Here is a 21270-nt window from a genome sequence, read left to right as displayed (position 1 = left end):
AATGTTCTTGGCGACAATGCGCCGAATTTCGCCCCGTTTATCCGGTCTGCCGCAAAGCTTGTTCACCGCAAAACGCCGCTGGACAATACCCCGACGCCCTGAGCAAATATGCCCATGGATTTACACACAAAATACCCCGAATTATCCGACCTGCGCCGCCGCGCCAAACGGCGGATCCCAAAGTTTGTCTGGGAATATCTGGGCAGCGCCACAGGGTCCGAGGCCACCCAACGCCGCAATCGCGAGTCACTGGACCGGATCGGGTTCATGCCATCGGTCCTGCATGGAGAATTCGCCCCCGATTTGTCGACGTCCCTGTTCGGCACTGATTTCCCCCTGCCCTTCGGGATTGCCCCGATTGGCATGTCAGGCCTGATGTGGCCCGATGCCGAGGGGCATCTTGCCCGCGCCGCCGCCCGTGCGGGCATCCCCTATTGCCTGTCAACCGTCGCAACCCAAAGCCCCGAAGACCTTGCCCCCCATGTCGGCGAAAACGCGTGGTTCCAGATGTACCCGCCGCGCGACCCCGACATCCGGACCGATATGTTGAACCGCGCCAAAACGGCTGGGTTCAACGGACTGATCCTGACTGTCGATGTCCCCGTGGCCAGCCGCCGCGAACGGCAAACGCGGTCAGGTCTGACGAACCCGCCCCGCCTGACACCCCGCTTGCTGGCCCAAGTGGCAATGCGGCCTGCTTGGGCTGCGGGCATGGCACGACGCGGGATGCCGCATATGCGGATGCTGGATAAATACAAAAGCACCAGCACCGAAGGCCTGTCCTCAACCGCACATGTTGGATACCTGCTGCGCACCTCGCCCGACTGGGATTATGTCAAATGGCTGCGCGACGCGTGGGACGGGCCGCTCATGATCAAAGGCGTGTTGCGCCCCGAAGATGCCACCGCCCTCGAGGGCATCGGCGCAGACGGCATTTGGGTGTCGAACCACGCGGGCCGGCAATTCGACGGTGCGCCTGCGTCTATCGACATGCTGCCCGCGATCCGTGCTGCCACGACTTTGCCGATCATCTTTGACAGCGGCATCGAAACCGGTTTGGACATTCTACGCGCCCGCGCTCTTGGGGCTGATTTTGTAATGATGGGCCGCGCCTTTCACTATGCGCTTGCAGCCCTTGGGCCACAGGGCATCGACCATCTGATCGATATTTTCATCAAGGATATGGGTGCAAACATGGGCCAAATGGGCGCAAAATCCTTGAGTGCCTTACCCGCGCCGGTCGACCTTGATCAGCGTTTTGTCTTTCCAACTGGCCTAAAATCCCCGCCGGAGGCATAAACTTCCTTGCACCCCGTCGGAATAGAACGCAACAATGCTGCACTGCCGCAACAACCCTCGGGCCGGCCCTGTCGCCGCGCCCAGCCCAGCGTAACTAAAGCGAGGCCCCATGACCGACTTCAAAAAAATCCTGATCGCCAACCGTGGTGAGATTGCCATCCGCATCATGCGGGCAGCAAATGAAATGGGAAAAAAGACGGTCGCCGTCTTTGCAGAAGAGGACAAGCTGGGCCTGCACCGCTTCAAGGCTGACGAAGCGTACCGGATTGGCGCAGGGCTTGGCCCCGTTGCGGCCTACCTAAGCATCGACGAGATCATCCGCGTGGCCAAAGCGTCGGGCGCGGATGCGATCCATCCGGGCTATGGATTGCTGTCAGAAAACCCCGATTTTGTGGATGCTTGCGAACAAAACGGCATTACCTTTATCGGGCCGCGCGCCGAAACCATGCGCGCCTTGGGTGACAAGGCCAGCGCGCGCCGCGTCGCAATCGAGGCTGGCGTGCCGGTCATTCCCGCCACCGACGTCTTGGGCGACGACATGGATCTGGTGCGCAAACAGGCGGCCGAAGTTGGCTATCCCTTGATGCTCAAGGCGTCTTGGGGCGGCGGCGGGCGTGGCATGCGGGCAATCAATTCCGAAAAAGAGCTTGAGGAAAAAGTCCTCGAGGGTCGCCGCGAGGCCGAAGCGGCCTTTGGGAATGGCGAGGGTTATCTTGAAAAGATGATCATCAAGGCCCGCCACGTCGAGGTGCAAATTCTGGGCGACAAGCACGGCGAGATTTACCACCTGTTTGAACGCGATTGTTCTGTCCAGCGCCGCAATCAAAAGGTCGTTGAACGCGCGCCTGCCCCCTATCTGACCGAAGAACAGCGCACCGAAATTTGTGATCTGGGCCGCAAAATCTGCGCCCATGTGAATTACGAATGCGCCGGCACCGTCGAATTCCTCATGGATATGGAAGACGACAAATTCTATTTCATCGAGGTCAATCCACGTGTGCAAGTCGAACACACCGTGACCGAAGAAGTCACCGGCATTGATATTGTGCGGGCGCAAATCCTGATCGCCGAGGGCAAAACCATCGCAGAGGCAACGGGCAAAGCCAGCCAAGCCGATGTGCAATTGAACGGCCATGCCCTACAAACCCGCATCACGACCGAAGACCCGCAAAACAACTTTATTCCCGACTATGGTCGTATCACCGCCTTTCGCGAGGCAACGGGCATGGGCATCCGTCTGGACGGCGGCACCGCCTATTCCGGCGGGGTGATCACACGCTATTATGACAGCTTGCTGGTCAAGGTCACAGCCAAGGCGCAAACCCCCGAACAGGCGATTGCCCGCATGGACCGCGCCTTGCGTGAATTCCGTATCCGTGGCGTCAGCACCAACATCGCCTTTGTGGAAAACCTACTGAAACACCCGACGTTCCTCGACAATACCTACCACACCAAATTCATCGACCAGACGCCTGAACTGTTCACCTTTAAAAAGCGCCGCGACCGCGCGACCAAGGTGCTGACTTATATTGGCGACATCACAGTGAACGGGCACCCCGAGACCAAAGGCTTTGAGCGTCCCGCAGCCACCGTGCGTGCCCCCATGCCGCCCGCGCCAAAGGCCGAGCCGCAGATGGGCACCCGCAACCTGCTAGAACAAAAAGGCCCGCAAGCGGTTGCCGACTGGATGGGCCAACAGCGCCAGTTGCTGATCACCGACACCACCATGCGCGACGGGCATCAATCCCTGCTCGCGACGCGGATGCGCAGCCATGACATGATCAAGGTCGCCCCCGCCTATGCCGCCAATCTGCCATCGCTATTCTCGATGGAATGCTGGGGCGGCGCGACATTCGACGTGGCATACCGGTTTTTGCAGGAATGCCCGTGGCAGCGCCTGCGCGACCTGCGCGCCGCAATTCCCAACGTGATGACCCAGATGTTGCTGCGCGGGTCGAACGGCGTCGGTTATACCAATTACCCCGACAACGTCGTGCAGGAATTCGTGCGCGTCGCCGCGACCGAGGGTGTGGATGTCTTCCGCGTGTTCGACAGCCTGAACTGGGTTGAAAACATGCGCGTTGCGATGGATGCCGTGATCGATAACGGCAAGATTTGCGAAGGCACGATTTGCTATACCGGCGATATCTTTGACCCCGACCGCGCCAAATACGACCTGAAATACTATGTCTCTATGGGCAAAGAGCTGAAGGCCGCCGGTGCCCATGTGCTGGGTCTGAAAGACATGGCAGGTGTGTTGAAACCAAACGCCGCCAAGGTGCTGATCAAAGCGTTGAAATCCCAGGTTGGGTTGCCGATCCACTTCCACACCCATGACACTGCTGGTGTTGCCATCGCCACGATCATGGCCGCGTCCGAGGCGGGCGTCGATGCGGTTGATTGTGCCATGGACGCACTGTCGGGCAACACATCGCAGGCCACGCTGGGCTCTGTCGTCGAGGCATTGAAACACACCGACCGCGACACCGGCCTGTCGATGGACGCAGTGCGCGAGATTTCAAACTATTGGGAAGAAGTGCGCGGCGAATACGCAGCGTTTGAAACCGGCATGCAGGCCCCATCTTCCGAAGTGTACCTGCACGAAATGCCCGGTGGCCAGTTCACCAACCTCAAGGCGCAGGCCGCGTCGATGGGGCTGGACGACCGCTGGCCCGAGGTCGCCAAAACCTATGCCGACGTCAACCAGATGTTCGGCGATATCATCAAAGTCACACCATCCTCAAAGGTCGTGGGTGACATGGCGCTGATGATGGTGTCCCAAGGGTTGACCCGTGACCAAGTCGAAGCCCCCGATGCGGAAATGTCCTTTCCTGATAGCGTCATCGACATGATGCGCGGCAATCTGGGTCAACCTCCGGGTGGGTTCCCTGCGGGCATCGTGAACAAGATCTTGAAGGGCGAAAAACCCAATACCGAACGCCCCGGCGCGCATCTGCCCCCCACCGATCTTGAGGCCACCCGCGCCGATCTGAAAGAGCAGCTTGAAGGGGCCGATGTCGAAGACGACGATCTGTCAGGCTATCTGATGTATCCCAAGGTTTTCCTTGATTACATGGGCCGTCACCGGACCTATGGCCCCGTGCGCGTATTGCCGACACGCACGTTCTTTTACGGGATGGAACCGGGCGAGGAAATTACCGCCGAAATCGACCCCGGCAAAACGCTGGAAATCCGCCTGCAAGCGCTGAGCGAAACCAACGAGGATGGCGAGGTCAAAGTGTTCTTTGAACTTAACGGTCAGCCCCGTGTCGTACGTGTGCCAAACCGTCTGGTCAAAGCCACCACAGCCCAGCGACCCAAGGCTGAATCCGGCAATCCAAACCACATCGGCGCACCAATGCCGGGCGTTGTGGCATCAGTCGGTGCAGTTGTGGGCCAGCAGGTCAAAGCGGGCGATCTATTGCTGACAATCGAGGCGATGAAGATGGAAACCGGCATTCACGCGGACCGCGATGCGGTGGTCAAAGCGGTGCATGTCGCCCCCGGCGGCCAGATCGACGCCAAGGATTTGCTGGTAGAGTTGGAGTAGACGCATGCGTCTCTCCGCCCTCACCCTGATTGTGCCCAGCTATGACGAAGGCATCGCATTCTACTGCGGCGTACTGGGGTTTGAGCTGACCCAAGACGAGGACCAAGGCCACAAACGCTGGGTCCGCGTCACCCCTGCGGGCGGCGACACGGGGTTTATTCTGGCCGAACCGGGGGACGCAGCGCAGCGTGCGGCCATCGGCAACCAAGGCGGGGGGCGCGTCTGGCTGTTTCTGGAAACCGACGATTTCGCCGGTGACCATGCACGCCTTTTGGCCGCAGGTGTGACCTTTGAAGAGGCCCCCCGCCATGAGCCCTATGGTACCGTCGCCGTCTTTCGCGACAGGTTTGGCAACCGCTGGGATCTGATCGAACCATGCGCGGCGACCTGAGCATTACGCCTAAGCGGTTCAGACGCCCGCCCCGAAGCGCCAGATGCAATCTGTCGCATTGTTTGGCACCCGATCCGTACTAAATTAGGGGCGTAACCTAGGCTAACCGGACCCGCCCCATGCCCTATGAATGGAAAACTGCGCCCACTGCCCGCAGGCAGGAACTGCGGCTTTGGCCCCATCAGTCGCTGCCACCCAAAGGGTTTGCCGCGTTCATTCTTGTGACCTTTGCGATGATCCTGATACCGACGCTGCCCTTGCTGGGCACACCGCTGCTGTGGTGGTTGTTGCCCTTTGTGTTGGCGGCGGTGGCGGGCATGTATTTCGCCCTGCAAGGCAACCACAAATCCCGCCAGATCGAAGAGGTGTTTACCCTCACCGATGACACTGTGCACCTGACCCACACCACGCCCAAGGGCGATGTGAAAGAATGGGACTGCAACCGTTATTGGACCGTCGTCACCAAATACGAGAAAGACGGCCCCGTGCCACATTACGTTACCCTGCGCGGCAAAGGCCGCGAGGTCGAGATTGGCAGTTTTTTAAGTGAAGACGAGCGGATCGAGCTGTTTGACGAATTGAACCGCTCGTTGTTGCGCGCTTAGCTTAGACGGTCTTTGACCTTGGGGCCGACAGCGCCGAAATCCATCTGGCCGGTGTATTTACCCTTAAGCAAACCAATCACCTTGCCCATGTCGCGGATCGATGTTGCACCGACTTCTGCAATGGCATCATCCACAGCCTTGGCGCTTTCTTCCTCGGTCAACTGACGGGGCAGGAATTCCTCGATGATCAGGATTTCTTCGCGCTCGCGGTCGGCAAGGTCCAGACGACCGCCTTCTTCGTAGGCACGCACCGATTCCATCCGCTGCTTGGCCATCTTGCCCAAGATCGCCAGAACCTCTGGGTCGCCAACACCGTCATCCCCACCATCTGCACGCGCAGCGATGTCTTTGTCCTTGATGGCAGCGTTGATCAAACGCAACGTAGACAGCCGGTCGGCGGCCTTGTCTTTCATCGCCTGTTTCATCGCGTCTGTGATGCGTGTGCGCAGTTCCATTGCTATCGTCCTTCGACCAATGCGGTGTAAGCTGCCGAACATAGACAATTCCCCCAAAACAGGCAATGGTTCATACCTTAGGTAAGTACCTGTTTATAAATGATATATCATTTTTCACATGGTATTGACCCGGCCCGCCCCCGGCTTTAGATTGCACCCGTTTATCCCCACCTATCTGCCCTTGGAGGCCCCTCCCATGACTGCGCCCGCATCCACACGCCCGACCGCCTGCCTAGCACTTGCGGACGGATCGATTTTTTACGGCATGGGATTTGGGGCAACAGGGCAAACCGTCGCCGAGCTGTGTTTCAACACCGCGATGACCGGCTATCAGGAAATCATGACCGATCCGTCCTATGCGGGCCAGATCGTCACCTTTACCTTTCCCCATATCGGCAACACCGGCACCACGCCCGAAGACGACGAAACGGGCGATCCTGTTGCCGCGGGCATGGTTGTCAAATGGATGCCCACCGACCCCAGCAGCTGGCGTTCGGTTCAACCGCTGTCGGAATGGCTGGCAGCACGCGGTCGCATCGCGATCGGCGGCATTGATACCCGCCGCCTGACCCGCGCCATCCGTCAGCAAGGGGCACCCCACGCGGCCCTCGCCCATGATCCCGCTGGCAATTTCGACATCGAAGCATTGGTTGCAGCAGCCCGCGGGTTTGCCGGCCTGACAGGTGCCGATCTGGCCAAGGACGTGACCTGCGCGCAATCGTACCGCTGGAACGAGATGCGGTGGGCCTGGCCCGAGGGCTATGCCCCGCAGACCGATGCAAAATACAAAGTCGTCGCCGTTGACTATGGTGCCAAACGCAACATTCTGCGCTGCCTTGCCTCGGCGGGTTGCGATGTGACGGTGCTGCCAGCATCCGCCACATTCGAAGACGTCATGTCGCATAACCCTGATGGGGTTTTCCTGTCGAATGGCCCCGGCGATCCGGCAGCGACAGGCGTTTACGCCGTCCCCATGATCAAAGAGATCATCGCCAAAACCGATCTGCCTGTGTTCGGGATTTGCCTTGGTCATCAGATGCTTGCCCTCGCCCTTGGCGGTGAAACTATCAAGATGAGCCACGGCCATCACGGTGCCAACCACCCCGTCAAAGACATGGAAACCGGCAAGGTCGAGATTACATCGATGAACCACGGCTTTGCGGTTGATGCGCAATCCCTGCCCAACGGTGTCGTTGAAACGCATCAGTCGCTGTTTGACGGATCGAACTGTGGTATCCGCATGCAAGGCCGCCCGGTCTGGTCCGTTCAGCACCACCCCGAGGCAAGCCCCGGCCCGCAAGACAGCTTTTACCTGTTTGAACGTTTTGCTGCTGCGATGGCCGAACGCGAGCTTCAGTCCGCCTAGTTTATCGGCTGTTAAGACCTGATTAAGCCAACCCGCTGCATCCTGTCCCCTTGTATCTAAGGGGATTCGCGGGTTGAGCGATCTACGTCTGCAATTCACCACGCCCGAACCGGCGGCACCTGCCCAAGCGCACCTGCCGCTGGGCCGGATACTTGTGAATTCAGGCGCGATTGATCAGGCAGACCTTGTGCGCGCGCTGCAAGATCAGGAACGACTTAACGTGCCGTTGGGTGAGTGCCTGATCGCCAGCGGCGCTGTCTCGTCTGCGCAACTGTGCGCCGCGCTGGCGGCACAGTATAATCTGCAACATATCGATCTTGCGGTTGATCCGCCGAAAGCTGCCATGGCGCAGCATCTTGATGCGCTGGATTGTCTGAAATACGGCATCGTTCCGTGGCGGTCTTTGGGCGACACGATCATGGTTGCCATCAGCACCCCCGATCAATTTAATCAGATCGCCCTTCAAGTTGCCCGGTCTGGTGTTAGCTTGCTGCCGGTAGTCGCCGATAAGAAACAAATTTCTGAAAGCATAACAGCGCTTTACGGTGCCGAGCTTGCCCAGCGTGCTGCCATTCGCGTGCCGCCCATTGAAAGCTGTCGCACCTGGCGTGCAGATGCCAAAAGCCGGCGCGCGTGGTCCATGGGCATCTTGGCGTTGATGGCAATCGTGTTGGTGCTGGAGCCCGCATGGGGTTTCACCATTATCCTTTTGTGGGCGCTGTGCAGCAGTGTCATGATCGTATCGCTGCGCACGGTCGCCCTTTTCACGCATGTTTTTCTGCGCAAGGTGCCGCCCAGCCCCCCGCCACAGCAAGAGCCGGAGCACCCGTTCCAACCCCATGTTTCCGTACTGGTGCCCCTCTTTCGCGAAAAGGAAATCGCCGGGGCCTTGATCGCGCGGCTGGCGAAACTGACCTATCCGAAATCGCTGCTTCAGATCGTGCTGGTGCTTGAGGAAGGCGACGATATGACCCGCGATACCATTGCGCGCACCAAGTTGCCTGCGTGGTTTGACGTGATCGAAGTGCCGCAAGCGAATAGTTTGCGCACGAAACCCCGTGCGATGAACTATGCTTTGGACTTTTGCAAAGGCAGTATTATCGGCGTTTGGGATGCCGAGGACGCACCCGAAGTAGATCAAATTGATCGCGTTATTCGGCATTTCGCCAATGCGCCCAAAAATGTCGTCTGCGTTCAGGGGATGCTGGACTATTATAACGCGCGCACCAACTGGATTTCGCGCTGCTTCACCATCGAATATGCCGCATGGTGGCGGGTTGTTTTGCCGGGCATTGCACGGCTTGGGTTCATCGTGCCTTTGGGCGGAACAACTCTATTTTTCCGCCGCACCGCTCTTGAGGAATTGCGCGGCTGGGACGCTCACAACGTGACCGAAGATGCCGATTTGGGCGTCAGGCTCGCGCGGCACGGCTATAAAACCGACCTTTTGCCCACAGTCACGTATGAAGAGGCGAATTTTCGCGCCTGGCCATGGGTCAAACAACGTTCCCGCTGGCTCAAGGGTTTTTTGACGACATGGTGCGTGCACATGCGACAACCGCTCAAGTTGATAAAACAAGTGGGTTTTTTGCGTTTTCTCGGGCTTCAAATCCTGTTTCTGGCAACCGTCAGCCAATTCCTCTGTGCGCCACTGCTCTGGACGCTTTGCATAACATTGGTTGGCCTGTCCCATCCGGTCGAAACAGTGCTTGGCATCCAAATGCTTAAGGGATTGTTCTTCTACTTTATTTTTGCCGAATTAGTGAACATTTCCATCGCGCTTCGGGCGGTTCGCGGCAAGGAACACAGACATCTGATACCTTGGGCGTTCAGCTTGCCGTTTTATTTTATCCTGGGCACATTCGCGGCGTATAAGGCCCTATATGAATTCATCTTTCACCCGTTTTACTGGGACAAGACCGAACATGGCGTCCCGCATAAAACGGACGAGAAAACCGACAACCCTACGCCCGTCCCCACCGGCTAACCTTCTTCTTCGCGCCGCGCGGCCTCTTGCTTGAGACGGGTGGTGAACGCCACCGAGATATGCAAACGCAGCGCTTCGTCAGCGCCATCTTCATCGCGTTGCTCAATCATGCGCACGATCTTGTCATGCTCTGCTTGCGCGATATGACCGCGCCCCTCGACCGCAAGGGATGATGTCGCCATCAATGCCATCGACCGATGCACCAGATCCAGCTGCTGCACCAAATATCTGTTGTGCGACGCCAGATGAATTTGTTTGTGAAACCGCCGGTTTGCCCGCGCCAAAGCAACGGGATCATCGCGCAGGTCATTATCAGCTTCGACCATATCGCGCAGCACACGCACCTCTTCCACGGTGGCATGACGCGCAGCAAGCCGCGCGGCCAGCCCCTCCAGCTCTCCGCGCACGACATACAGTTCTGCCGTCTGGTTGTGATCCAACGACGCCACGATCAGGCTGCGGCCATCCCGCGCCAGCAAAGATTGCGTCTCAAGCCGTTGTAATGCCTCGCGAACAGGGGTGCGCGAGACGCCAAACCGTTCCGCAAGCTCGCTTTCTACCAAACGATCGCCCGGCCGGTAGGTACCCAAATCGATCGCCTCCAGGATCATGGCATAGGCATCTGTCGGTCCGGGTCTGGGCGCAGTCATTGGGTCACTTTCATTTAGGTTGCGGGCACTCTATCCCCCGCGTCCATTTGCGCAAGCCCGTGATCTTGCGCATGCCTGCGGCGAAGCGTAGCTAGGGCGTATGCCAAAGCACGCTTTTTCTCACGTGGATACTTGGGTCTTTGACCTTGATAACACGCTTTACCCGCCCTCGGCGCGTCTGTTCGACCAGATCGAGCAGCGGATGACCAGTTGGGTGATGAACGCCCTTGATGTGGATCACGCCCGGGCCAATTACCTGCGCAAACATTACTGGCACAGCTACGGCACGACGCTGGCCGGGTTGATGCGCGAACATTCGGTGGATCCGGGCCCCTATCTGCACGACGTGCACGATATTTCCTTTGATGCGCTGACACCTGACCCCATGTTGGCTGATCGCATCCGCGCCCTGCCCGGTCGGCGCATTATCTACACCAATGGCACCGCCCCCTATGCGGAACGTGTGGTGTCTGCGCGCGGGTTAGACGGCCTGTTTGATGCAATCTATGGTGTTGAACACGCACAGTTTTTGCCCAAACCCGAACGCGCGGCATTCGAACATGTTTTCACCACCGACAAACTGGACACCACCAAAGCCGTGATGTTCGAGGATGATCCCCGCAATCTGGCGGCACCACACGCCATGGGCATGGGCACGGTGCATGTCGCCCCCGAAGCGCAAGCGGGCGATCACATTCATTTCCACACCGATGATCTTAGCGCTTTTCTTGGGCGGATCACGGGCTAGCTTTCGGGGATGACCATGGATTGTGATATTCTGATTTCGGGCGGCGGCATTGCCGGTCTGACGGCGGCAGCGGCCTTTGGCAGCGCCGGTTTCAAGGTGATCTGCGTTGATCCCACCCCGCCGATCACCGATGGCGATGCCGATGGGGCCGATCTGCGGTCCACCGCGATGCTGCAACCGGCCCGTCGCGTGCTTGAGGCCGCTGGCATCTGGACCCATCTTGCGGACCACGCCGCCCCCTTGCAAATCATGCGCATCGTCGATGCGGGCGGGGCTGACCCCGAACCGCGCGTCACCCGCGAATTCAACGCAGCCGAGATTTCGGACCAGCCTTTCGGGTGGAATTTCCCCAACTGGCTGCTGCGCCGCGCCCTGTTGGAACGGCTGGCCGATCTGCCAAACGTCGATTTTCGCCCTGGCACCGGCACCACATCGCTGTTCACCCGCACAGCCGAGGCCCGCGTAGGCCTAAGTGACGGCAGCAGAATTACCACGCCTTTGGTGATCGCCGCAGATGGCCGCAACAGCCCCATGCGCGAGGCCGCAGGCATCGACATCACCACGTCAGGCTATGGCCAAAGTGCTGTGGTCTTCGCGGTCACGCACCCTGTCCCTCACGAAAATGTATCGACTGAAATTCACCGCACCGGCGGGCCGTTCACCTTGGTGCCCCTGCCCGACCGTGACGGGATGCCCTGTTCTGCCGTGGTCTGGATGGACAGCACCGCAGAATGCACACGGCGCATGGCGCTGGATGCGAAAACGTTTTCCGAGGAAGCCACCCTACGCAGCTGTCATTTGTTTGGCCCGCTGACACTGGCCACCGCGCGCAACGTCTGGCCGATCATCACCCAGCATGCCGCGCGTCTGTCCGGCGAACGCATCGCCCTGATCGCCGAGGCCGCCCATGTCATGCCCCCGATTGGCGCGCAGGGGCTGAACATGTCGCTACAAGACGTGGCCACGTTACTGGAATTGGCCCAAGCCAACCCCGCCGATCTGGGCAGTCAAAAGATGCTGGATGCCTATCAAAAAGCGCGGTTTGGCGACATCATGCTGCGGGTACGGGGCATTGATCTGCTCAACCGTGCCAGCCAGGCGACCACACCAATCGCCCGTGATGCCCGTGCAACCGGCCTGAACGCGCTATACGCGATGGCCCCGGTGCGCAGAATGTTGATGGAGATGGGGCTGGGCATGCGGCAAGGTTAAGACGCTGCCGCAATACCCTGATCTTACAATACTTTGTCAACCACACGCGCCAAACGCGCCAGCGTTGCGTCAACATCATACAGCTTGTCCAAGCCGAACAGCCCCAAGCGGAATGTCTGGAAATTATCCGGCTCGTCACACATCAACGGCACGCCTGCGGCGATCTGCATCCCTTCCGCCGCGAAAGCCTTGCCGTTTTGCACTGACGGATCCGTGGTATAGCTGACCACAACGCCCGGTGCGCCGAACCCTTCGGCCGCGACCGACACCACACCACGGTCGGCCAGCATCTTGCGAACCCCGTCGCCCAAGCGCCACTGCGCCTCTTTGAGCCGTGCAAACCCATAGGCTTGGGTTTCCTTCATGGTATCGCGGAAACCGCGCAGCGCATCGGTGGGCATTGTCGAATGATAGGCATGGCCGCCGTCTTCATAGGCTTTCATGATGCTGTGCCATTTGCCCAGATCGATGGAAAAGCTGTCCGATTTGGTCTCGGCCAGCCGCGCCACGGCATGGTCCGACATCATCACCAACCCGGCAGAGGGCGACGCGCTCCAACCCTTTTGCGGGGCAGAGATCAACACATCAACGCCAAGGGCCTTCATATCAACCCATGCGCAACCTGACGCGATACAATCAAGCACCATCAACGCGCCAACCTCGTGCGCCGCATCCGCCATCTGTTTGATATAGTTATCCGGCAGGATCACCCCGGCGCTCGTTTCCACATGCGGCGCGAACACCACCTGCGGCTTTTGGCTGCGGATCGTGTCGACCACTTCTTCGATTGGGCATGGGGCAAAGGGCGCGGGCGTGCTGTTGCCCTGCATCCGCGCCTTGAGAACAGTGGTGTTACCGGTCAGATCGCCATTCTCGATGATCTGGCTCCAGCGGTAGGAAAACCAGCCGTTGCGCACCACAACAACCTCGGCATCGCGGGCAAACTGGCGGGCCACTGCCTCCATCCCGAAAGTACCACCGCCGGGCACGATGGCGACGGCATCGGCGTTATACACCTCTTTCAACATGGCGCTGATATCGCGCATCACTGCTTGAAATGCCGCAGACATGTGGTTCAACGACCGGTCGGTGAACACGACCGAGAATTCTTCAAGCCCTTGCGGGTCAACAGTATTCAGCAAAGCTGGCATGGGAACATCCTCTATATTTGTCACCAAGATACAGCGCCGCCCGTCAAAGTTATAGACCCAAAGGCCCCGCAAGACGTTCTTCGCTCAGCAGCACATTGGCTTCCACCGCCCCGGCCCCCGGCAATGTCATAATACGCCGCCGCAAGACCCGTTCAAAATCGGCCAGATCCCGCGCCACGACCCGCAGACGGTAATCATATAGCCCCAAGACATGCTCGACCGTTTGCACTTCGGGGATCGCACTGACCGCACGCTCAAAGTCCTCAAGGCTGACGCGGCCCTTGGTGGCCAGCTTGACGCCCAGAAAAACCGTCACGCCAAAGCCCAATGCCTCGCGGTTCAGCCGTAACCGTTTGCCGCGCAAGACGCCCGCCTCCTCCAGCCGCCGGATACGCCGCCATGTGGCGGGTTGCGACAAACCCAGATGCCGCCCCAAAGCACCGGCACTTTGCGTGGCATCCCGCGCAAGCGACCGGATCAAACGATGGTCTATTTCGTCCAGCTGGATCATAGCGGCAACGCCTCGTCCGATTTGATCCGCGCCACATGCATCAATGCCTCGATGTCGGCGATATGCGGCAGGGTCAGGATTTTGCCTCGGTAAATCGCCTGATAATGGGCCATATCACGGGCAATGATCGACAACCGCACGTCAACGCGCCCCAGAAACGTCTGTATTTCGATCACTTCCTCCACCTTGCGCGCCGCGACCAGAAACGCATCAAACGCATTGCCTTGCGTCTTATCCAGCGTGATCCGCAACGACACTTCGACGGCATAGCCAAGGGCTGCCCAATCCACGATCATGCCAACACCCTCGACAATGCCCGCCTCTTGCATGCGCACAATGCGCCGCGCGACCTTGCCGGGACTTAGCCCAACCCGATCTGCCAGCTCGCCCGGGCTCAACCCCGCATCCGCCTGCCAATGACGCAAAATGCGCCGATCCTCATCATCAAGCATGATTTTTCCATATTTCCACAAAACTACGCATTACCATCTTCATTTTGCCAAATAAACTCATAATCCGACAATGGTGTCGCCCGATCCATCAGTTATAACACGTTCAGATTTCAACGAACCCGAAAGGACGCCCCAATGCGCGTTTATTACGACCGTGACTGCGACGTTAACCTGATCAAGGATAAAAAAGTCGCCATCCTCGGCTACGGCTCCCAAGGCCACGCCCACGCCCTGAACCTGCGTGATTCCGGTGCGAAAAACCTCGTCGTTGCTCTGCGCGAAGGCTCTGCATCGATCGCCAAAGCCGAAGGCGAAGGCCTGAAAACAATGGGCATCGCCGAAGCCGCCGCTTGGGCCGACGTCATCATGTTCACCATGCCCGACGAATTGCAGGCTGAAACCTACAAAAAATACGTCCACGACAACATCCGCGAAGGCTCCGCCATCGCATTCGCTCACGGCCTGAACGTGCACTTCGGCCTGATCGAACCCAAGCCCGGCGTTGACGTGATCATGATGGCCCCCAAAGGCCCAGGTCACACCGTACGCGGCGAATACTCCAAAGGTGGCGGCGTGCCGTGCCTTGTGGCCGTTGACAAAGACGCTTCCGGCAAAGCGCTGGAAATCGGCCTGTCCTATTGCTCCGCCATCGGTGGCGGTCGTTCCGGCATCATCGAAACCAACTTCCGCGAAGAATGCGAAACCGACCTGTTCGGCGAACAAGCAGTTCTGTGTGGCGGTATCGTTGAACTGATCCGCATGGGCTTTGAAACACTGGTCGAAGCCGGCTACGAGCCCGAAATGGCCTATTTCGAATGCCTGCACGAAACCAAACTGATCGTTGACCTGATCTATGAAGGCGGCATCGCCAACATGGATTACTCCATCTCGAACACAGCCGAATACGGCCAGTATGTTTCCGGCCCGCGCATCCTGCCCTACGCCGAAACCAAAGCCCGCATGAAGGACGTCCTCAGCGACATCCAGTCCGGCAAATTCGTGCGCGACTTCATGCTCGAGAACACAGTGGGCCAGCCCACCCTCAAAGCATCGCGTCGCTCCAACGACGAACACCAGATCGAAATCGTCGGCGGCAAGCTGCGCGATATGATGCCGTGGATCTCCGCAGGCAAAATGGTCGACAAAGCCAAGAACTAAGCACCGACAGGGCCGGAGGTTCAGACCTCCGGCCCTTTTTTTCCCCTTCGGCCCGCAGCGATAAAATCCAACGCCACATCCTGTTGCAGGCCCCAAGGGACTGCCATAGGCAAGGGCTTCGCTCTACAAAGGCCAGCCCATGCAAGATGCCCCCAAAATCACCGCCAGCAGCTGGCTGATGATCGCCCTTCTGGCCTTCATCTGGGGTGGCACTTTTCTGGTCACTGAAATCGCACTTACCGAAATGCCCCCGTTCTGGATCGCAGCCAGTCGCGTCAGCCTCGCAGCACTCGTGATGACCGCCATCTGGTCTCTGCGCGGTTTCCATCTCTTCGCCGCACCGCCAACCAAAACAGATCTCACCGCACTGTTTTTTGTCGGTGCCACCAGCTCTGCCGTCCCCTTCAGCCTGCTTGCTTGGGGGCAGCAATACGTGACATCCGGCTTTGCGGGCGTCTCGATGGCCGCCGTTGCCCTGATCATTTTGCCGCTGGCACATTTCTTTGTCCAAGGCGAACGGATGACACCGCGCAAAACACTCGGCTTTGTCATCGGGTTCATCGGTGTAACGATCCTCATCGGCTCCCAAGCGTTCGAGAGCACAGGCGCTGCCTTTGAAACCGCAGGCCGGCTCGCCTGTATCGGTGCCGCCAGTTGCTACGCGCTCAGTTCCATCGTCATGCGACGGCTACCCCAGATCGACGCCATCGGCCTCGCCACGATCCTGCTCATCATCGCCAGCGCCATGACCATCCCCGCTGCAGTCCTGATCGAAGGCATCCCCCCGCTCCCTTCCGCCAAAATCCTAGGCGTGCTGGCATTTCTCGGCCTCATCCCGACAGCCGCCGCAAATTTCCTGCGTGTATTGGTGGTGCGCAGCGCGGGGCCGGTGTTCATGTCCTTGGTCAACTACCAAGTCCCCGTCTGGTCTGTCTGCTTGGGGGCGCTGATCCTAGGCGAAGCTTTGCCCGCCTCGCTCATCGGGTCGCTCGCACTGATCCTAGCGGGTGTTGCCCTTAGCCAATATGGCGCGCTCCGGCGGTTATTTTTAAGGTAAAATATGGGGACTTTGCCCCCATACACCCACAGTATTTATGACGAAAATAAGGGGTTAATAGCGCCCAAGTTCCATTTTGGTGGTGGCAATAACCTTGCCCGCCGCGTTGACCGCTTTGACGTCGGCCTGATATTTATTGCCTTTGCCGCCGGAACATGGCGGCATATATCCTGCTGAGGCATAGTCACCTGTGCCGCGCGCCTTTTTGATCACGCGAATGCCGCCGGGCAATTTGGAGGACAGGCCGGGAACCGCAGGAAATGCCCCGCTGCTGCCTTTGACCGGATATCCAATGGTGCCGTGCCCACCTTTGGATGACAGTTTTGAATAACTTTTGTCGTTATATTCCACGACCAGCATGACAGTGCCATCGGGGATACCCGTGACTTGGAATGGTGGCGTTTTACCTTTGCCCCCGTCCAATGTGCATTGCTGCCCAGCGGGCACTTTTTTACCGTCCCATGGGGCGGTTACGTTGGCATTCATTCCCGCAAGCGCGGGCATGGCGGTGGCGAACAATAATGGAAGAACAAAAGCGAAGGGCTTCATCGGGCAATACCTCTTTAGGAAAATACCCCCTCAGTCTTCCTTATTTGTCGCCCCCGTTCAAGATGCGACAGCAGTTTCGACGGCAGCAACGATGCTGTCGACCGACGCGTTCAGGATGGATTCATCCTCGCTTTCGGCCATCACGCGCACCAAAGGCTCGGTGCCGGACTTACGGATCAGCAGCCGCCCGTTGCCGGCCAGATCGGCCTCTGCCTGCGCGATCGCTGCCTTGACCTGCGTGTCGTCCAATGGCGTCTGGCCTGCGGCAAAGCGCACGTTCTTCAGCAATTGTGGCACCGGATCAAAGTTGTGCAGCAACTCAGACGAAGGTTTGCCCGACCGGATCATTTCGGCAAGGAACTGCAAACCTGCCATAAGCCCGTCACCCGTGGTCGCATGGTCGGTCATGACGATATGACCCGACTGTTCTCCGCCCAAGTTGAACCCGCCTTCGCGCATCCGTTCCACAACATAGCGGTCACCGACCGCCGTGCGTTCCAATTGCACGCCCTGACCTTGCAAAAACCGCTCAAGCCCGAGGTTGCTCATGACCGTGGCCACCAGTGCATTGTTGGTTAACCGCTCTTCGGCAGCCCAACGCGACGCCATAAGCGCCATAAACTGATCACCATCGCCAACTTTGCCGGTTTCATCGATCAGGATAACCCGGTCCGCATCGCCATCCAGACAAATGCCGACATCGGCCTTGTGCTCAAGCACCGCCGCCGCTGCCCGTTCAGGGTGCGTCGATCCGCAGTTTTCGTTGATGTTGAACCCGTTCGGCTCAACACCAATACGCACCACTTCGGCACCCAGTTCCCACAGGGCTTCGGGGGCCACACGGTGCGCGGCACCATTAGCGCAGTCGATAACCACCTTTAGACCGTCCAGCCGCATGCTGCGCGGGAACGACGATTTCACCCGCTCGACATAGCGGAACCGCCCGTCATCAATCCGCTTCGCGCGGCCGATCTGGTCAGACGGGGTCAATTCCACGCCATTGGCGATCAGGCTCTCGATCTCGGCCTCGACGGTATCGCTTAGTTTAAACCCGTCGGGGCCGAAAAACTTGATCCCGTTATCCGTAGCCGGGTTGTGGCTGGCCGAAATCATCACGCCCAGATCCGCCCGCATCGACCGCGTTAACAGACCGACCGCCGGGGTTGGCACAGGGCCCAACAGCAAAACATTCATGCCCGAGGATGTCAGTCCCGCCGTCAGCGCGCTCTCGAACATATAGCCCGACAACCGGGTGTCTTTGCCGATCACCACCCGATGCGCCCCGCCACGGCTGCTGCTGAAGTACCGGCCCACAGCGGCCCCAATACGCAGCGCGACCTCGGCGGTCATAGGATATACATTGGCCTTGCCGCGAATACCGTCGGTTCCAAAAAGTTTCGTCATAAAATGCTCCCCGAATATGCGGCATGCCACAGCGAAACCGCCTGAAGGGTTTCAGCCACATCATGTACCCGCACCAATTGCACACCTTGCGCCAGACCTGCAAGGGCAACGCCAATAGACCCTGCGGCACGGTCTTTTGCCTGAGGCGCATTGCCCAGCGTGCCAATAAATTTTTTCCGCGACACCCCCAGCAAGATCGGCGTGCCAAGCGTGTGAAACAGGCTGATCCGCGCCAGCAACGCCAGATTGTGATCCAGATTTTTACCAAACCCGATCCCGGGATCGGCAAGGATCGCACTGCGCGCAATTCCGCTGACCTCAAGCTTGCTGATTTGGCGTTCAAGCGCATCATAGACGTCCAGCACAACGTTTGAATAGGTGGGGTTCAAATGCATCGTCTCGGGATCACCCTGCACATGCATCACACAGACGGGCAAATGATGCTTTTGGCAAAACGGCCCAAGCGCAGGATCAAAGGTGAAACCGGAGACATCATTAACCAGATTGGCCCCCATCGCCACGGCAGCTTCGGCTACTGCGGCTTTGCGCGTATCAATCGAAATCGGCTGGGTTAGCCCGGCCGCGCGCAGGGCGCTGATGGTGGGGGCGGTGCGGTTGATCTCGACCTCAATCGGAACAGTCTGCGCACCCGGGCGTGTGGATTCACCGCCAATGTCGATAATATCTGCGCCCGATTGCGCCATCGCCAGCCCTGCCGCCACGGCATCCGCGAGGCCCTCGTGCTGCCCCCCGTCCGAAAAGCTATCAGGCGTCGTGTTCAATATGCCCATGATGCGTGGCCGGTCCAAGGACATGCCTGCCATTGGGGGCCGTGGTGCCGTTAGCCGCTGCATCACATCTGCGGGCAGTTCATTTGCCGGGATCACCTGCGCAGGCGCATCGCGCGACATGACCTCGACATGGGTAAACCAGCCCCACCCACCAGCCAGTTGCACAGCCGTATCGGGCCGCACGGGGCCGATCTGGACAAGCGGTCTGTAATAGTCGGTCATGGCGCTAAATCTGATCCTGATCGATGGCCACCATGCGCAGGGGGACCGATGCCTGTTTGGGCAGATCCGTGCCAAACACCAGCATCTCGGTCGCGTCAAACGTTGCGGCAAACCACGCGGCCAAGGCAACCGCATCGCGGGGTTGCGCCGACGGCGTATCCACACTGTCCAAAACAATTTTCGACGGGGCCCAAACGCTTGTCTGGCCGTTCTTCATCGCCCAGTCCAATTCCGTCCGGGTCGACACCACAACGCAGCGGTTGTCCTTGGAGGCCAAGACCCATGCGTTCTGTTCAATCGCGAGCAAATCGATCCGCCGCTGCGCCATCTTATGCGCGACCTGCGGGGCCGGCGTATCAGACGCACCAACACACAAGATCAACGGACGGCCCAACTGTTCAAGCTGGTCCAGCCAGCCCGTAAGATGCGGCGACATGATCGCGGCATTGCACAGATACGCCAACTCGGGGTGCGGCACCTCGGCGGCCTGCGACCGCGTGTCGGGGGCGTCATCACGGGCGCGGACGATTTCAACGCCCAAGGCACCGGGCCCCCGGTCCAGCTTTTCGATGCGCACGAACACACGCATCGCCTGACGTTCCAGCAAAATCCGGTCGGCCACACGTTCGGCAAGGGTCTCAAGCAGGTTCAGCCGCTCGTCCGACAATTCATGGGCGATGGCCTCGGTCACGCGGTCATAGGACAGGATGCGATCAACGTCGTCATCCACAGGGCCGGTCAACGGCTGCACCTCGACAACGATGTTAAAGCATATGCGCTGTGTCACACCGCGTTCCGCCTGAAACGCGCCGATTTCAACCTCGACAATATGGTCGCGCAGTGAAATGCGGTCTAACGGCTCGGGCCCGGCAGTGGCGGCAGCGCGCTCGGACGGGTGCGCAAAGGCGAGCCTTGTTTCGGTGGTCATCATGCGGGCCTTTACGTTTCCACGGTCAAAACGATCCTAGACCGCTTGTCCGGATGTAACAAAGCCAGTTGCGGCTGGCCAGACATCAAAGGCGACGGCCGATGACGCTTAGTTAGACGCGGTCTGCACCCCATCGCGGTAAAACAGGTGAACGCCGATTTTCGCAGTGCGCGTAAAGACACGCGACCAACGCGGGCTTACGGCTGTGGTGTGGTAATATGTGGCCCCGTCCGTCAACGACGGCACTTTGCCATCCAACACGGCGCGCGCGATCTTGCTGACGCGGTCGTAGGCGCGCGGTTCTGCAATCACTTCGGCATAACCGTCACATGTGTAGGTGAACTGGCATTGGTATTTTTTGCCGGTGCCCTGATGGATCACATTGCACAATGATCCGGGGAAATCCTCTGACTTGACGCGGTTCAGGATCACTTCGGCGACCGCGAACTGGCCCTTGACGGTCTCGCCGCGCGCCTCAAAGTAAAGCGCCTCGGACAGGCATTTCCACTGTTCACCACCCGATGCTTTCGGCTGCTCTGCCAACCAGCCGCGGGTAAACTCGATATCATTTGCCGATCTGCTTTCCGCGATCATACGCTCCAGCCGGTCTGATCCGACGGCTTGCAGCCCTTTCAACTCGATCTCGGCCAATGTTTCGGCTTGTTGAGAATTGGCCAAAGCAGCCAAAGGGGTCAAAAAGGACAGCGCAGCAGCGGCGCAGACAGACAGGAATGTAGAACAACGCATCGAGCGCCTCGCAGGTAATTTCAGAGACGCCGATTAG

General features: G+C 59.0%; 20 protein-coding genes. 10 read left to right on the top strand and 10 right to left on the bottom strand.

The features are described from left to right. Positions 1-114: 114 nt before the first annotated feature. The 4 genes from KZZ06_RS00490 (at position 115) to KZZ06_RS00475 (ending at position 5845) form a co-directional block, all read left to right on the top strand. Positions 115-1299, top strand: coding sequence for an alpha-hydroxy acid oxidase (locus KZZ06_RS00490; RefSeq protein WP_219578075.1), 1185 nt, complete (start codon positions 115-117; stop codon positions 1297-1299). A 109-nt stretch (positions 1300-1408) separates the two neighbouring features. Then, positions 1409-4849: a pyruvate carboxylase gene (locus KZZ06_RS00485; protein WP_219578074.1), complete on the top strand. Its 3441-nt coding sequence runs from the start codon at positions 1409-1411 to the stop codon at positions 4847-4849. A 4-nt stretch (positions 4850-4853) separates the two neighbouring features. After that, a complete protein-coding gene (locus tag KZZ06_RS00480; RefSeq protein WP_219578073.1) occupies positions 4854-5240 on the top strand; it encodes a VOC family protein in 387 nt (128 codons plus the stop codon). Positions 5241-5359: 119 nt separating this feature from the next. Beyond that, complete coding sequence (locus tag KZZ06_RS00475) at positions 5360-5845, top strand: DUF2244 domain-containing protein (protein ID WP_219578072.1); 486 nt, start codon at positions 5360-5362, stop codon at positions 5843-5845. Here the strand turns inward: KZZ06_RS00475 and KZZ06_RS00470 are convergent. Beyond that, entirely contained in the window at positions 5842-6300 is a 459-nt protein-coding gene (locus KZZ06_RS00470) for a GatB/YqeY domain-containing protein (protein ID WP_219578071.1), read from the bottom strand. The two genes, KZZ06_RS00475 and KZZ06_RS00470, sit on opposite strands and share 4 nt — an antisense overlap. 196 nt (positions 6301-6496) lie before the next feature. Here KZZ06_RS00470 and carA point away from each other — a divergent pair, with 196 nt between their 5' ends. Then, complete coding sequence (carA, locus tag KZZ06_RS00465; RefSeq protein ID WP_219578070.1) at positions 6497-7666, top strand: glutamine-hydrolyzing carbamoyl-phosphate synthase small subunit; 1170 nt, start codon at positions 6497-6499, stop codon at positions 7664-7666. 73 nt (positions 7667-7739) lie between these two features. Next, positions 7740-9653, top strand: coding sequence for a glycosyltransferase family 2 protein (locus KZZ06_RS00460; protein ID WP_257884137.1), 1914 nt, complete (start codon positions 7740-7742; stop codon positions 9651-9653). Here KZZ06_RS00460 and KZZ06_RS00455 read toward each other — a convergent pair. After that, positions 9650-10303, bottom strand: a complete 654-nt coding sequence (locus KZZ06_RS00455; RefSeq protein ID WP_219578069.1) for a GntR family transcriptional regulator — start codon at positions 10301-10303, stop codon at positions 9650-9652. The two genes, KZZ06_RS00460 and KZZ06_RS00455, sit on opposite strands and share 4 nt — an antisense overlap. A gap of 100 nt (positions 10304-10403) precedes the next feature. Here KZZ06_RS00455 and KZZ06_RS00450 point away from each other — a divergent pair, with 100 nt between their 5' ends. Both KZZ06_RS00450 and KZZ06_RS00445 read left to right on the top strand, forming a co-directional pair. Beyond that, entirely contained in the window at positions 10404-11051 is a 648-nt protein-coding gene (locus KZZ06_RS00450; protein WP_219578068.1) for a pyrimidine 5'-nucleotidase, read from the top strand. A 9-nt stretch (positions 11052-11060) separates the two neighbouring features. Continuing rightward, complete coding sequence (locus KZZ06_RS00445; RefSeq protein ID WP_219578067.1) at positions 11061-12263, top strand: UbiH/UbiF family hydroxylase; 1203 nt, start codon at positions 11061-11063, stop codon at positions 12261-12263. Positions 12264-12286: 23 nt separating this feature from the next. Here the strand turns inward: KZZ06_RS00445 and KZZ06_RS00440 are convergent, their stop codons facing one another. Genes KZZ06_RS00440 through KZZ06_RS00430 form a run of 3 tightly spaced genes read right to left on the bottom strand, consistent with a single transcriptional unit; the run spans position 12287 to position 14377 of the window. After that, a complete protein-coding gene (locus tag KZZ06_RS00440; protein WP_219578066.1) occupies positions 12287-13414 on the bottom strand; it encodes an aminotransferase class V-fold PLP-dependent enzyme in 1128 nt (375 codons plus the stop codon). 49 nt (positions 13415-13463) lie between these two features. Further along, on the bottom strand, positions 13464-13925 hold the full coding sequence (locus KZZ06_RS00435) for an Lrp/AsnC family transcriptional regulator (protein WP_219578065.1): 462 nt from the start codon (positions 13923-13925) through the stop codon (positions 13464-13466). Then, the gene (locus tag KZZ06_RS00430; protein ID WP_219578064.1) at positions 13922-14377 is read right to left on the bottom strand and encodes an Lrp/AsnC family transcriptional regulator; all 456 of its coding nucleotides are present in this window, start codon (positions 14375-14377) and stop codon (positions 13922-13924) included. Before KZZ06_RS00430 ends, KZZ06_RS00435 begins: the two co-directional genes overlap by 4 nt. A 135-nt stretch (positions 14378-14512) precedes the next feature. Between KZZ06_RS00430 and ilvC the strand changes: the two genes are divergently transcribed. Further along, positions 14513-15535, top strand: coding sequence for a ketol-acid reductoisomerase (gene ilvC, locus KZZ06_RS00425; RefSeq protein WP_219578063.1), 1023 nt, complete (start codon positions 14513-14515; stop codon positions 15533-15535). A gap of 139 nt (positions 15536-15674) precedes the next feature. Beyond that, on the top strand, positions 15675-16592 hold the full coding sequence (locus KZZ06_RS00420; RefSeq protein WP_219578062.1) for a DMT family transporter: 918 nt from the start codon (positions 15675-15677) through the stop codon (positions 16590-16592). A gap of 54 nt (positions 16593-16646) precedes the next feature. Here the strand turns inward: KZZ06_RS00420 and KZZ06_RS00415 are convergent, their stop codons facing one another. The 5 genes from KZZ06_RS00415 to KZZ06_RS00395 all read right to left on the bottom strand — a co-directional run bounded on the left by KZZ06_RS00415 (position 16647) and on the right by KZZ06_RS00395 (position 21233). Next, positions 16647-17141 (bottom strand): hypothetical protein, encoded by a 495-nt coding sequence (locus tag KZZ06_RS00415; RefSeq protein WP_219578061.1) that lies wholly within the window; start codon positions 17139-17141, stop codon positions 16647-16649. Positions 17142-17198: 57 nt separating this feature from the next. Beyond that, a complete protein-coding gene (gene glmM, locus KZZ06_RS00410; protein WP_219578060.1) occupies positions 17199-18545 on the bottom strand; it encodes a phosphoglucosamine mutase in 1347 nt (448 codons plus the stop codon). Further along, positions 18542-19558, bottom strand: coding sequence for a dihydropteroate synthase (folP, locus tag KZZ06_RS00405; protein ID WP_219578059.1), 1017 nt, complete (start codon positions 19556-19558; stop codon positions 18542-18544). Before folP ends, glmM begins: the two co-directional genes overlap by 4 nt. Positions 19559-19562: 4 nt before the next feature. Next, on the bottom strand, positions 19563-20486 hold the full coding sequence (locus KZZ06_RS00400) for a dihydroneopterin aldolase (RefSeq protein WP_219578058.1): 924 nt from the start codon (positions 20484-20486) through the stop codon (positions 19563-19565). Positions 20487-20594: 108 nt separating this feature from the next. After that, positions 20595-21233 carry a cell wall hydrolase gene (locus KZZ06_RS00395; RefSeq protein ID WP_219578057.1) on the bottom strand — a complete coding sequence of 213 codons (639 nt, stop codon included), beginning with the start codon at positions 21231-21233 and terminating at the stop codon, positions 20595-20597. Positions 21234-21270: the final 37 nt, after the last annotated feature.

This window comes from Sulfitobacter sp. CW3 (assembly GCF_019392245.1).
GTDB lineage: Bacteria > Pseudomonadota > Alphaproteobacteria > Rhodobacterales > Rhodobacteraceae > Sulfitobacter.
The sequence above is the reverse complement of the archived record's forward strand: the minus strand, read 5'-3'. Positions and strand labels throughout refer to the sequence as shown.